This window comes from Micromonospora sp. NPDC023888 (assembly GCF_040639415.1).
Taxonomy (GTDB): Bacteria; Actinomycetota; Actinomycetes; order Mycobacteriales; family Micromonosporaceae; genus Micromonospora.
The window spans coordinates 38,828-51,297 of record NZ_JBEZZW010000015.1 but is presented as its reverse complement, the minus strand read 5'-3'; the positions used below and the strand labels follow the sequence as shown (position 1 = coordinate 51,297).

11 protein-coding genes are annotated in these 12,470 nt (G+C 73.9%); 8 read left to right on the top strand and 3 right to left on the bottom strand.

Annotated elements, in window-relative coordinates; genetic code table 11:
- Positions 1 to 20: 20 nt before the first annotated feature.
- Complete coding sequence (locus AB0F61_RS15925; protein ID WP_357244821.1) at positions 21 to 383, bottom strand: STAS domain-containing protein; 363 nt, start codon at positions 381 to 383, stop codon at positions 21 to 23.
- A gap of 383 nt (positions 384 to 766) precedes the next feature.
- On the opposite strand from AB0F61_RS15925, the gene AB0F61_RS15920 reads away from it, so the two are divergent.
- Both AB0F61_RS15920 and AB0F61_RS15915 read left to right on the top strand, forming a co-directional pair.
- Positions 767 to 910 (top strand): hypothetical protein, encoded by a 144-nt coding sequence (locus AB0F61_RS15920; protein ID WP_357809583.1) that lies wholly within the window; start codon positions 767 to 769, stop codon positions 908 to 910.
- Positions 911 to 1,050: 140 nt separating this feature from the next.
- On the top strand, positions 1,051 to 1,449 hold the full coding sequence (locus AB0F61_RS15915) for a hypothetical protein (protein ID WP_357809580.1): 399 nt from the start codon (positions 1,051 to 1,053) through the stop codon (positions 1,447 to 1,449).
- A 252-nt stretch (positions 1,450 to 1,701) separates the two neighbouring features.
- Here AB0F61_RS15915 and AB0F61_RS15910 read toward each other — a convergent pair whose 3' ends face one another.
- Entirely contained in the window at positions 1,702 to 4,455 is a 2,754-nt protein-coding gene (locus tag AB0F61_RS15910; RefSeq protein WP_357809577.1) for a cellulose binding domain-containing protein, read from the bottom strand.
- 345 nt (positions 4,456 to 4,800) lie between these two features.
- On the opposite strand from AB0F61_RS15910, the gene AB0F61_RS15905 reads away from it, so the two are divergent.
- The 3 genes from AB0F61_RS15905 (at position 4,801) to AB0F61_RS15895 (ending at position 6,594) form a co-directional block, all read left to right on the top strand.
- Positions 4,801 to 5,487 carry a BON domain-containing protein gene (locus tag AB0F61_RS15905; protein WP_357809575.1) on the top strand — a complete coding sequence of 229 codons (687 nt, stop codon included), beginning with the start codon at positions 4,801 to 4,803 and terminating at the stop codon, positions 5,485 to 5,487.
- A gap of 64 nt (positions 5,488 to 5,551) precedes the next feature.
- A complete protein-coding gene (locus AB0F61_RS15900; RefSeq protein ID WP_357809573.1) occupies positions 5,552 to 6,049 on the top strand; it encodes a redoxin domain-containing protein in 498 nt (165 codons plus the stop codon).
- Positions 6,046 to 6,594, top strand: a complete 549-nt coding sequence (locus AB0F61_RS15895; RefSeq protein WP_357809571.1) for a DsbA family protein — start codon at positions 6,046 to 6,048, stop codon at positions 6,592 to 6,594. Before AB0F61_RS15900 ends, AB0F61_RS15895 begins: the two co-directional genes overlap by 4 nt.
- A 12-nt stretch (positions 6,595 to 6,606) precedes the next feature.
- On the opposite strand, the gene AB0F61_RS15890 is transcribed toward AB0F61_RS15895, so the two are convergent.
- Complete coding sequence (locus tag AB0F61_RS15890; protein ID WP_357809568.1) at positions 6,607 to 9,471, bottom strand: LuxR C-terminal-related transcriptional regulator; 2,865 nt, start codon at positions 9,469 to 9,471, stop codon at positions 6,607 to 6,609.
- A gap of 131 nt (positions 9,472 to 9,602) precedes the next feature.
- On the opposite strand from AB0F61_RS15890, the gene AB0F61_RS15885 reads away from it, so the two are divergent.
- From AB0F61_RS15885 to AB0F61_RS15875, 3 genes are read left to right on the top strand one after another with little or no spacing between them, the layout of a single operon-like run.
- Positions 9,603 to 10,091: a hypothetical protein gene (locus tag AB0F61_RS15885; RefSeq protein WP_357809566.1), complete on the top strand. Its 489-nt coding sequence runs from the start codon at positions 9,603 to 9,605 to the stop codon at positions 10,089 to 10,091.
- Positions 10,088 to 11,221, top strand: a complete 1,134-nt coding sequence (locus tag AB0F61_RS15880) for an alcohol dehydrogenase catalytic domain-containing protein (protein ID WP_357809564.1) — start codon at positions 10,088 to 10,090, stop codon at positions 11,219 to 11,221. The genes AB0F61_RS15885 and AB0F61_RS15880 overlap by 4 nt, the downstream gene beginning before the upstream one ends.
- Positions 11,222 to 11,272: 51 nt before the next feature.
- Positions 11,273 to 12,469 carry a saccharopine dehydrogenase NADP-binding domain-containing protein gene (locus AB0F61_RS15875; RefSeq protein WP_357809561.1) on the top strand — a complete coding sequence of 399 codons (1,197 nt, stop codon included), beginning with the start codon at positions 11,273 to 11,275 and terminating at the stop codon, positions 12,467 to 12,469.
- Position 12,470 lies beyond the last annotated feature (1 nt).

The window sequence follows — 12,470 nt, the reverse complement described above, 5'->3', positions numbered from 1 at the left end:
CGGTGCTCGCCTGGTGGCGCTCAGGCGCCGGGCAGCACCTCGGGGGTGGCAGCGCCGGCGAAGTAGGGCTCCGGGGCGCCGAACAGGCCGAGCAGGCCGGTCACCCAGAGCTGTCGGTGCACGAACCGGCTCGGCTCGGTGACCACCAGCTTGACGTTGCTGACCTCGGCCGTCTGGAAGCCGGCGACCATGGCGCTGATGCCGACGGAGTCGATGAAGGTGACAAGCCTCATGTTCAGTTCGATGCGGAGCGGCCGGCCTTTGGCCAGCACCTCCGCGATCGCCTCGCGCACCTCGTACGCTGTGTCGACGTCGATCTCGCCCCGCGGGGCGATCTCCACGACTCCACCGGACAAAACCGACTTCACGATCGACAGGCTCACGCGAGCACCTCCACCCGCCCGTCCCCCGGGCGCCTCATCAGTACGCGGGCCGCGACCGAGAGTATTCCTCTGACAGCCTCGGTCGCCACCCCTCGGGATGAGCAATTCGCGGATCCGGGCCCACAAAGGCACCATATCCGCACTTTTGAGTATCTGATTGCTCAAGACTTTTTGTTATTTGACCTTCGACGACCGGTCACGACCGACGCGCCGCGAACCAGCGTAACGGTCCAGGCCCGACGCGCCCGACAACCGGCCCCGACCGGCGGCCCACCCGTTGCCACCGGCGTGTCGCCCGCGAACACCCGCCCGAACCGGGTCCCCCGTTGCCGACGCCACCTAGCATCGGGCCGGGACACCCCCCGTGACGGAGAGGACCTTCGATGATCAAACGACTTGCCGGTCTGGCTGGCGTCGGCGTTCTGCTCGCTCTCGTACTGGCCTGCGGTTTCGGTGGTGGAGACGACGACGATGACGACGATGACGACGACTTCGCCCGCGGTGTCGCCGTGGTGGTGGTGCGCTGAGTTCCGGTGGCGGGCCAGAGCCGGCCGGGTTTGCGCCCGGGCGGCCCTGGGCACTGGCGGGGTAGGCGAACCGTGACGCGCTGAACAGACGCCGAAGTCCGAAGTGGCCGGCGGCTTCGGCACCCGAGGAGGTAACCACGATGTTCGGAACCAACGTGCTGGACCGCCGCAGCAAAACGGAGCGGATTGCGGACCACGCCTGGGAGCACCTGCTCTCCGCCGTCACCTCGGCCGGAGACAGCGTGCGGGACACCGCCCGCTCGGCCCGCCGCAACAGCGGCGACCTCGCCGACGGTGCGGGTGACCTGGTGGGCTCCGCCGCCGAGGAGGCGCGACGTCGTGCCTCGCTGGCCTTCGACGCGCTTGCCGGTCGGCAGCCGGCTCTGCCCTGGACGCTGCTGATCGGCGCCGCGCTTGTCGGCGCCGCCGTTGGCTGGGCCGTCGGCTCCGCCGCGCGGGCCGCTGGCAGCCGGGACCACCACGCCGTCGACGACGTGGAGTTCGTCGACGTCGACCGACCCAACTCGCCTGCGGTCTGACCGACCGAACGACGCAGGGCCGCACTCGATAGAGGTCGAGTGCGGCCCTGCGTCGTTTGCACCACATCGGTCGATCATGGCGTTGTGGTGGTGGACAAAGGGTGCAAGCACCTTTCCCTTTCCCCCACCACGACTCCATGATCGACGTTGTCGGCCACGGGTGGACCGGTCCGTCGGGCGCCGGACCCCTCAGGCAGCCCGACGGACCGGTGCTCGGGTGGTGATCGGGCCGTTCAGGCCCGCATCACCAGGTCAGCGACTCAGGCAGGTGATGGTGGCCGGCGGCGCGTTGCTGCCGGTCCACGAGCCGAGGAAGCCGGCAGTAGTGGTGGCCCCGGCACCGAGCGCGCCGTTCCAGCCGCTGTCGCGGACCGAGACGACAGCCCCGGCCTGGGTGTGGGTCCCGCCCCAGAGTTGAGTGATCTGCTGCCCGTTGGGGAAGGTCCAGCCGAGCGTCCAACCGGCGATGGGCATGCTGCCGGCATTGCGGACCACCAGGTCCGCCTGGAAGCCACCCGACCAGGAGCCGGTGACGCGATAGGTCGCCGTACACCCACTCGCCGGAGGCGGCGTGGTCGGAGGAGGCGTGGTCGGAGGCGGCGTCGTGGGAGGCGGCGTGGTCGGAGGCGGCGTCGTGGGAGGCGGCGTGGTCGGAGGCGGCGTCGTGGGAGGCGGCGTCGTGGGAGGCGGCGTCGTCGGGGGCGGCCCATCTGTTCGATCGGCGACCAGGATGCCGCGCCCGTTGGAGCCGAGGTACACCCGGCCGTAGACGCGGGGGTCACCGGTCAACGCCTCGGCCGGGTTGCCGTACTGGTGGCGGTCGTCGTTGATGCGTACCCACGTCGCGCCGGCGTCGTCGGAGCGGTGCACGCCGGGCTGACCGTTCACCGTGCCGTACAGGAAGACGGCGGGGTTGGTGCGCCCGGGTGCCGCCTTGCCGAAGCCGACGTTGCCGGAGGCGCTGACGCCGTCCAGCTTGGTGAAGCTGGCACCGGAGTCGGTGGATCGCCACAGGCCACCGGGCCCGGCCAGCCACAACTCGCCGGAACGGCCGGGCAGCGCCTTGAACCGGACGTCGGTGGCGGGCAGACCGGTCGCCGCCGTGGCGGTGAAGGTCGCCCCACCGTTGGTGCTGAGGTAGAACCGCCCGCCGCTGAAGCCGTAGAACCGGTTGGGGTCGACCCGGTCGGACTCGATGGTCGCGTTGGCGGGGATGCCGGTCGAGGGCGCCCACGAGTTGCCGAAGCCCACCGAGTAGACCACCCGTTGACCGGCGTCGCCGGGCGCCCAGACGAACCGACTGCCGTCGGCCGCTGCGGCGACCGTGCCACCGGTGTTGACGCCGGACGGTTCGGTGCCCTGGAACCAGGTGGCCCCACCGTCGGTGGAGAACGCGACATGGCTGTCGCCGGGCCGGTCGGAGTCGGTGAAGCTCCCGGCCCGCACCAGTACGGCCGGTTTGCTCTCGGCGTAGTCCAGGCTGGTGGTCGTCGTGAACACCGGTTGGGTGAACAGCATCGGCGGAATGGCGGTCAGGTCGGTGTGCCGGAAGCCACCGACGTCACCGAGCGCGCTGATCAGCGGTGCGCCGCTGGGCGGGCTGACCAGGTCGAGCACCGCCGTCTCCTCCAGCCCGCGCACCATCGGTCGGATGGTGAACTGGCCGCCGGTGTCCCACTTGGTGAGGTCGGTGGTGCCGTAGATGGTGGCACCGGTGCCATACATCATCCGGTTGGAGTCGTGCGGATCGATCTCCACCGACTCGTTCATCCAGCCGAGCTTCGGCGAGGCCTCCGGGGGCGCCGGATTGACGCCGAAGGTCAGCCAGGGCACCGAGCTGATGTCCATGGTGTAGCGGCGGGACCGCTCGGGATAGCTGGTGAAGTCCCAGATCCGGGTCCAGCTCGCTCCGCCGTCGGTGCTGCGGAAGAAGATCGCGTCCGGCCACCAGGAGACCTGGGTGGCCACCATCAACGTGTTGGGGTGCTGCCGGTCGATGGTCAGGCCGCTGTAGCCGAAGTAGTCGTCGGCGCTGGTGGAGGGCACCGGGCTGATCCGGGTCCAGGCTCCGGTCGACCGGGTGAACTTCCAGACGTCGCCCTTGCCGCCGTCGTACGGGCCACCGGTGTCACTGGTGGCGATGTAGAGGTGACCGCCGACCGGGTCGACGACACCCTTGTGCGCCAGGTAGCCGGTGGGCTGGCCGGGAATGCGCGACCAGCTCACGCCCCCGTCGGTGCTGCGGTAGACCGGATTCTCCTTGTCCGCCACACCCACGTAGATGGTCTGCGTCGTGGATCCGGCGGTGCCGGTGCTCTTGTCGAAGCTGACCCAGGTCAGGCCCTGGTTCTGCCCGTTGTAGCCGTTCGGGTCGCTGGGGTCGGCCCGGTAGTTGCCGGCGTTGGGGAAGGCGGTGACCCGCGCCCAGGTGGCCCCGTGGTCGGTGCTGCGCCACAGCCCGTTGCCGCCCTCGGCGCCGTAGTAGACGATGCTGTTCCGGTTGGGGTCGACGGCCAGCCGCTCACCCATGCCCCGGCCCGGCATGTTGCCGCCGTTCTTGAACGGCAATTCGGTGGCCTGCCAGGTGGCGCCCTTGTCGGAGGAGCGCAGGATCGCGCCGTTGTTCGGGTCCCAGCTGTTGGTGTACATGCCGACCGCCGCGTACACCCGGTTGGTCTGCACCGGGTCGGTGGCGATGCTGACCACGCCGTTGTAACCCCAGCGGTCGGCGCCGACCCAGTCGAGCAGCGGCGTCCACGACTGGCTGGCCTGCTCCCAGCGGTACGCCCCACCGATGTCGGTGCGCGCGTAGATCAGGTTTTTCTCGGTGGGGTTGAAGACGATGCCAGGCACGAAGCCGCCGCCGCCCACCGGGACGTTGCGCCAGGTGTACGCCTCCGCCGCGGTCGGGGCGGAGGCCGACCCGGCGGGGGTGAGCGGGACCGCCACGACGGCTGTGGCGGCTGCCAGCACGCTCACGACCGTGCTGGCGAGACTTCTGGGCATCTGCGGTTCCTCTCGGGAGGCAACCCCGGGGGACGGGGTTGGTCGCGTGGCGACGCCGTGGCCCGGGGGACGGGCACAACGACGGGACGGACGGAGCTGCCCTGGCTCCCACCACCCGACGCGACGGCTCCCGCGATCGAGGAATGCGATTACGTTAACCGAAACCCGCTCGCTTTGGAAGCGCTCCCACCATCTCCTTTGCGACCATCCCAAGGCACCCGGACCCGCGACGCCTCACCCGGTCCGGGTGAGGACGGTTCACCCGACCCGTCGGCAGGCTCGGACCCCGGCGGACCTCCGGCCGCAGCCGCCACCGGTCCGCCACCCACGCAGGGAGGAGGCCAGATGGCGATCGCCGAGATCGACCGCACCGACCAGGACATCCAATCCGACGTACTCGACGAGCTGACCTGGGAACCCAGGGTGCAACCGCACGAGATCGGCGTGACCGTCGCCGAGGGCGTCGTCACGCTGACCGGCCGGGTGGACAGCTACGCGAAGAAGTGGGCCGCCGAACGGGCCGCCCACCGGGTCGCCCGGGTCCGGGCGGTCGCCAACGACCTGGCCGTGCAACTCACCAACGGCACCGAGCGCGCCGACCCCGACCTGGCCGCTGCGGCAAGCCACGCGCTGGAATGGGACGCGTTCGTGCCCATCGAGAAGCTCCAGGTCACCGTCTCGGCCGGGTGGGTGACGCTGCACGGCGAGGTCGAGTGGGAATACCAGCGCCGAGCCGCCGAACGGGCGGTGGGACGCCTCACCGGCGTACGCGGGCTGAGCAACGGCATCACCGTGCGGCCGGCCGCCGCACCGGACGGCCGCAATCTGGCCGATCGGATCGTCGACGCCCTCGCCCGAGCCGGAGCGACCGAGGCCGAACGGATCAGCGTCCGGGTGCACGGCGACACCGCGGTGCTCGCCGGTTTGGTGCACTCGATGCCCGAACGGGCCGAGGTCGAGCAGGTGGCCTGGTCCGCCCCCGGCATCCGGGAGGTGCAGAACCACATCGCGGTCGCCCCGGTGCTGCGCTGAGCGAGCGCGAAACCACCCGGGGTGGGTGAGCCGGTCTCACCCACCCCGGGAGCAGGCTGGGGGCATGAGTGATCCGAACGGGCTGATCCGACCCGGGCGCGCCGCGCCCGACTTCACACTGCCGGCCACCCCGGACGGGGCCCTGACCGGGCCCGGGCAGTTCCGGGGACGACCGGTCGTGCTCGCCTTCTACCCGGCCGACTGGAGCCCGGTGTGCGGCGACCAGATGTCGCTCTACCAGTCGGCGGCACCCGTCTTCGCCCAGTACCAGGCGGCAGTGCTCGGCATCTCGGTGGACAGCATCTGGTCACACCGGGCGTTCGCGGAGAGTCGGGGCATCGAGTTCCCCCTGCTCGCCGACTTCGAGCCGAAGGGCGAGGTGGCCCGCCGCTACGGCGCGTACAACTCGCAGGGTGAGGCGGACCGCGCACTCGTGGTGCTCGACCCGGCCGGGCAGGTGACCTGGAGCTACGTCTCGCCGCCCGACGTCAACCCGGGCGCGGACGGAATCTTCGACGCGCTCGACCAACTCGCCGCCGATCGGAAGGTGATGACCGGATGACCACGCCACTGCAGGTGACCGCCCGACTCCGGGACCCCGTCACCACCGAGGACCACGTCCGGGGGCCGGCCGACGCGGCGGTGACGGTCGTCGAGTACGGCGACTTCCAGTGCCAGTTCTGCGGTGCGGCGTACCCGAACCTGCACGAAATGCTGCGGCAGCGGGCCGACACCGTACGGCTGGTCTACCGCTACTTCCCCATCGCCAACGTGCACCCGTACGCCGAACGCGCCGCCGAGACGGCCGAGGCCGCCGCGGTCCGGGGCCGGTTCTGGGAGATGCACGACTGGCTCTACGAGCACCAGGACCAACTCGACCCGGTGCACCTCTCGCTCGGTGTCGAGCAGGTCGGCCTGCCACCGGACGAGCTGAACGCCGAGGTGGAGAACCGGACGCACGCCGACCGGGTGCGCCGCGACTTCGTCGGCGGCATCCGCAGCGGGGTGAACGGCACCCCCACCCTGTTCGTCAACGGCGTCCGCCACGAGGGCGGGTACGACCTGCCCGACCTGCTGGCGGCCGTGGACGCGGCGACAGACGCCTGACCGTCGACCCGCTCAGATCAGTCGCAACTCGCGCGCCCGCCGGACCGCCTCACGCCGGCGGGTCGCGTCGAGTTTGCGGTAGATGTTGCGAACGTGGGTCTTCACCGTGTTGACCGAGAGGGACAGCTCGCTGGCGATCTCCACGTTGGACAGGATGCTCTGCAGATAGCGCAGGATGGTCAACTCCCGCTCGGTGAGCGGCTCGTCGAGCGCGCCCCTCGGCTCGGCGGCCGGTCGGGCGGCGCTCGGGCCGGCCCCGCGCACCAGGTCACTGACCAGCGCGAAGTGGGCGGTGCCCGCGTCCAGGTGCGCGGCCAGCAGGTCCCGGACCGGCGGTCCGGCGTGGGTGAAGACCCGCCGGCAACCCTGCGGCCCGGCCAAATCCAGCACCTGCTCCAGGAGCCGGCCCGCCCGACGCCCGTCCCCGGCCCGCTCGGCAAGCACCGCGTCCAGCAGGCCCGCGTCCAGGCGTACCGGCAGGGGCCAGGCGGTGGCCGCCGGCGCCCGCCAGTCCGGCAGCGCGCGGCCCGCGCCGGCGGCGTCGCCGGCCTGCAGCTCCACCTTCGCCGCCGTCACCGCGACCACCGGGTCGGTACCCGCGTCGGTGACGCCCAGCAGGTCGCGGGCGGCGTCCAGGTCGCCCCGCTCGGCGCGCAGTTCGGCCTCGGCGGCCCGCAGCAGGCCGGTCAACTCCGACGACGTGTCGACAAGCGCCTCCCGGGCCCGGACGAGAAGTCGTTGACCCGCCGCCGGGTCACCGGAGTCGCGGTGTAGCTGCGCCCCACACAACGCGGCCACCGCGGCGGCGACCGGTTCGCCGGGAGCCGCGGCGAGCCAGCCGTCGCCCGCGTCCACCACGGAGCCGCCGACCCGGCCTGCGGTGACGCCGAGCGCCGGGCCGGCGAGGTTGAGGTTCGCCGTGGCCTCGTCGGGCTGGTCGCGCAGCAGCGCCACCTGGGCCAACGCCAGGTACGCGTAGGCGCAGTCGAGCCGACAGGACCAGCCCCGACAGGGCGGCATGCCCAGCGCGTCCCGGGCCGCCTGCTCGGCCGCCCGCAGCTCACCGCGGACCGCGAGCAGCAGCGCGGCGCGGCTGGCGGCGACCAGCTCGGTACGCGGCCGGCCCGCCTCCCGGGCGGCCGCCCGGGCCCGGACGAACCGGGCGGTCGGCAGCGCGCCGCCGGCCAGCTCGACAAGCCCCAGCGCGGTGCCGGTGAACGCCCGCAGGTCGGCGTCGTCGGCGGCGTCGCCTCCACCTGACGTCGGCGCGGAACCGGTTGTCGACGCGGAGCCCGGCAGCTTCGTCGGCGTCGCGCCCGGCGGGCGGGTCCGCAGCAGTCGGGCGGCGGCGGCCCGCACCTCCACCGGGTCGTCGGCGAGCCGGGCCACCGTCAGCTCCAGCGCGGTGAGCAACCGCAGGAACCGTTGCCGGCGCGGCACGGGCAGGCCGGCGGCGTGCTCGGCGGCGGCGCGCAGGTGACTGGCGGCGGCCGGAAGATCGCCGGCGTACGCGCGCTCGGCCGCGTAGGCCAGAGCCACCTCCGGGTCGGCCCGGATCACCTCCGTCGGCGGGGCCACCGGGGCCGGGGCGTGCACCGGATCGCTGTCGTACCGGGTCAGCTCCGGCCAGTGCGCGACGAACAGGTCACCGGCCAGATCCCACCGGCCGGCGGTCAGCGCGTGCCGCAGACCGTCTGCCGGCCGGCCGTCGCCCGCGTACCAGTCGGCCGCCCGCACGTGCAGTTCGCGCACCTCGGGGCCGGGAAGCCGGGCCAGGTCGGCGCGGAGCAGGTCGGCGAGCAGCGGGTCGCAGCGGTACCACGGCGGCCGGGTGTCCTCCCGGTGCAGCAGACCACCGGTCCCGGCCAGGTCGGCAAGCGCCTGCCCGGCGTCCGCGCGGCCGGTCAGCGCGCCGGCCAGGTCGGCGCAGACGGACTCGACGACGGCGGTCCGGCGCAGCAGGTCCACCTCGGCCGGGTCGAGCGTCGCCAGCACCTCCTCGCGTAGGTACCCGGCGATCTCCGGTTGGTCACCCCCGAACTGCCCCACCCAGCGTCCCGGGTCGCTCTGACCGCGGACCGCCAGGGCGGCGATGCGCAGCGCCGCCGGCCAACCACCGGTGCGCTCGCGCAACTGGTGCACGTCGGCCGCCGGAAGGGCCGCGCCGTGCGCGGTGAGCAGATCGGCCACCTCGTCGGTGGTGAACGCCAGGTCGTCCGGGCCGATCTCGGTCAGCTCGCCCGCGAGGCGGAGCCGGTGCAGGGGCAGGTGCAGCCCGGCCCGCGCCCCGATCACCAGGCGTAGTCGCTGCCCGGCGTGTCGCAGCAGGAACTCCAGGCCGCTCAGCGCCGCCGGGTCGGCGACCCGGTGCAGGTCGTCCAGGATCAGCAGCACCGGCCGGTCCGCGGCGGCGAGGGTGGCGGCCAACAGCTCCAGTTGGTCGGGGCGGGGCGGCCGGTCGGGCACCGGACCACCCTCGGCCGACCCGGTCGCCGTCCGCAACACCGCCGCGAGGTACGCCCAGAGCCGGTCGGTGTCGTCGCCGTCCTCCACCGACAGCCAGGCCGAAACCGGGCTGTCCTCGGGCGACACCGACAGGTCACCGGAGTCGGGCACGACCGCCCCCGGCTCGACGTCGGGCGTCTGCCCGTCGAGCCGCGCCCAGGTGGCGAGCAGTGTGGTCTTGCCCCAGCCGGCGGGGGCGGCGACCAGGGTGACCGGTCCGGCGGTGCCCTCGTCCAGCCGGCGCAGCAGCCGGGGCCGGGCCAGCACCGGCTCCGGTGGCACGGCCGGGGTCAGCCGGGACGCCAGCAGCGGCGGCTGCACCGGGTGCCCCGCCGCGGTGTCGACGCGTACGCGACTCTGCTGCTCTGGCACTCGGCCCCACCCCCACCACGCTCCGCCCCCGGTCGGCGAGCGGTTACCCGGCGCGGGCCGGTTCACCCCTTCCGGGCGAGCACGCTTCACCCGACCGGGACCGACGATCGGGGGACGTGGACGGGGAGGACGTGGGACCGGTGAGAGTGATGGGACGGCTGGCGCGGGCGGGACCCGCCCTCGGCGGCACGACCAGGACCGGGCTGCGCCGCCGAGCCGGTGCGGCGAGGACCGGGCTGCGCCGGCTGCGCGTACCCCGGTGGCGTGGCCGGGGCGGCGGGGACCGCGACCCGGTCACCCCGCCCCGGTGGGAGGTGGTCACCGTCGACCGGCCGCCCGAGCAGGTGCTTCCCGCCGGCCGGTGGCCGGAACCGCTGCGCCGCCTGGACGGCGCGGTCGAGGTGCGGGTGCGGCCGGCGCCCGGCGACCGGGGCACCGAGCTGGCCGCCCGGCCACTGGCCGGCGTCACCCCGCCGGTCGGGCTGGCCGCGCACCTGGTCGGCGACGACCCGGGTCTGCTGGTCCGCCGGGCCCTGCGCCAGGTCAAGCAGGGGGTAGAGGCCGGCGAGGTGCTGCGCGCCGACCGGTCCGCGCTGGACCGCCCCGAGGTCCGCGGGTGAGGGCGCTGTGCTGGGTGGCCGCCGACGAGCTGGCGGTACGCGAGGTGCCCGACCCGGAGCTGCGCAACGAGCGTGACGTCATCGTCCGGGTCCGCCGCAGCGCCACCTCCGGCGCGGACCTGCCACTGCTGGCCGGCCGGAACCCGCTGCTGCGGGCCGGCGACGTGCTCGGGGCCGAGTTCCTGGGCGAGGTGGTCGAGGTCGGCCCCGGGGTCCGCCGGCACCGCAGCGGCGATCGGGTGGTCGTCGGAGCGAGCGTCGCCTGCGGCGGCTGCTGGTACTGCCGCCAGGGCCTGCAGTCCTGCTGCGACAACGCCCACGCCGACCCGGCGAGCGCCGACCCCGGCTGGGGACGCTCGGATGCCGGCTGCTTCGGTCGTCCCCGGGCGGCGGGCGGGTTCGCGGGCGGCCACGCCGAGTACGTGCGGGTGCCGTACGCCGACGTGGGCGCCTTCCGGGTGCCGGACACCGTCGACGACGACACGGCGTTGTTCGCCGCCGACGCGGCGCCGACCGGGTGGCTGGCCGCCGAGTTGGGCGCGGTGCGTCCCGGTGACGTGGTGGCGGTCTGGGGTGCGGGGGCGGTGGGCCAGTTGACCGCTCGGGCGGCGGTGCTGCGCGGCGCCGCCCGGGTGCTCGTCGTCGACAGGCACGAGGAGCGGTTGCGGATGGCCGAGCGGCACGTGGGCGCGGAGCCGCTGGACTACCGGCGCACCGACGTGGCGGCGGAGTTGCGCGACCGCAGCGGCGGACGGGGTCCGGACGTGTGCGTGGTGGCGGTCGGCGCGTCGCCGCCCGAGCGGTTCGGTGGGCATGCCGACCGGCCGGACGCGGGACGCGAGGCCGTGCACGCGTGCCGCAAGGGCGGTGTGGTGGTGCTGTTGGGCGCGACGGACGGGTTCGTCGACGCGTTCCCGCTGGGCGCGGTGACCGATCGCCGGCTGACCCTGCGCGGTGCCGCCCGGCCGGACCTGCGGGACGTGCCGATGCTGCTGGACCGGATGGCCCGCGGTGAGCTGCGCACCGAACACCTCGCCACCCACCGGCTGCCGTTGGCGCACGGCCCCCACGGGTACGCGCTGTTCCGGGACCGGGCCGACGGCTGCGTACGAGCCGTGTTCACGCCCTGACGCCCCTGCTCGTCCACTGCCATCGGGGACCGCGAATGGCACACTCTGGGGATGGCTGGGGAGCGAACGTACGACGTGGTGCTGTTCGGGGCGACCGGGTTCACCGGCGGCCTGACCGCCGACTACCTGGCCCGACACGCCCCGGCCGGGCTGCGTTGGGCGCTGGCCGGGCGTAACCCGGGCCGCCTCGCCGCCGCCCGGGACCGGCTCGCCGCGGTCGACCCGACACTGGCCGACCTGCCGCTGCTCACCGCCGACGTGACCGACGCCGACTCGCTGCGGGCCGTGGCGGAGAGCGCCCGGGTGGTGGCCAGCACCGTCGGCCCGTTCGTCCACCACGGCGAGCCGCTCGTCGCGGCCTGCGCGGCGGCCGGCACCGACTATCTGGACATCACCGGCGAGCCGGAGTTCGTCGACCTGATGTACGTGCGCCACCACGCCGAGGCGACCCGCACCGGGGCGCGACTTGTGCACGCCTGCGGGTTCGACTCCGTCCCGCACGACCTGGGCGTCTGGTTCACGGTCAAGCGGTTGCCCGCCGACATGCCGATCACCGTGGACGGTTACGTCCGCGCCGGCGGCCGGTTCTCCGCCGGCACCTACCATTCGGCGCTCACCGCGTTCTCCCGTACCGGGCAGGCCAGCCGGGCCGCCCGGGAGCGCCGGGCGGTCGAGCCACGCCCCACCGACCGCCGGGTCCGCGCGGTGCCCGGCCGGCTGGCCCGCTCCGCCGAGCTGGGCATCTGGACCGTGCCGCTGCCGACAATCGACCCGCAGGTGGTCCGCCGGTCGGCGGCGGCGAGACCGGAGTACGGCCCGGATTTCCGGTACCGGCACTTCGCCGCCGTGAAGCGGCTGCCCACCGTGCTGGCCGGCGCGGTCGGGCTCGGCGCGCTGGTCGGGCTGGTGAAGCTGCCGCCCACCCGACGCTGGCTGCTCGGGCGGCTCGCCTCCGGGCAGGGGCCCACCGTCGAGCAACGGGCGGCGTCCTGGTTCCGGGTCCGGTTCGTCGGCACCGGCGGCGGGCGGCGGGTGGTCACCGAGGTGGCCGGCGGCGACCCGGGGTACGACGAGACGGCGAAGATGCTCGCCGAGTCGGCGCTCTGCCTGGCGTTCGACGAGCTTCCGCCGGCCGTCGGGCAGCTCACCCCGGTCGCCGCGATGGGTGACGCGCTGCTGGACCGGCTGATCCGGGCCGGGCTCACCTTCCGGGTGCTCGAGCAGGAGACGCTGGAGCCCTCGGCTTGAC

Bases quoted from the DNA above. Each gene is read 5' to 3' on its own strand.
- AB0F61_RS15920 (WP_357809583.1), top strand. From the start codon at position 767: ATGATCAAACGACTTGCCGGTCTGGCTGGCGTCGGCGTTCTGCTCGCT.
- AB0F61_RS15915 (WP_357809580.1), top strand. From the start codon at position 1,051: ATGTTCGGAACCAACGTGCTGGACCGCCGCAGCAAAACGGAGCGGATT.
- AB0F61_RS15910 (WP_357809577.1), bottom strand. From the start codon at position 4,455: ATGCCCAGAAGTCTCGCCAGCACGGTCGTGAGCGTGCTGGCAGCCGCC.
- AB0F61_RS15905 (WP_357809575.1), top strand. From the start codon at position 4,801: ATGGCGATCGCCGAGATCGACCGCACCGACCAGGACATCCAATCCGAC.
- AB0F61_RS15900 (WP_357809573.1), top strand. From the start codon at position 5,552: ATGAGTGATCCGAACGGGCTGATCCGACCCGGGCGCGCCGCGCCCGAC.
- AB0F61_RS15895 (WP_357809571.1), top strand. From the start codon at position 6,046: ATGACCACGCCACTGCAGGTGACCGCCCGACTCCGGGACCCCGTCACC.
- AB0F61_RS15875 (WP_357809561.1), top strand. From the start codon at position 11,273: ATGGCTGGGGAGCGAACGTACGACGTGGTGCTGTTCGGGGCGACCGGG.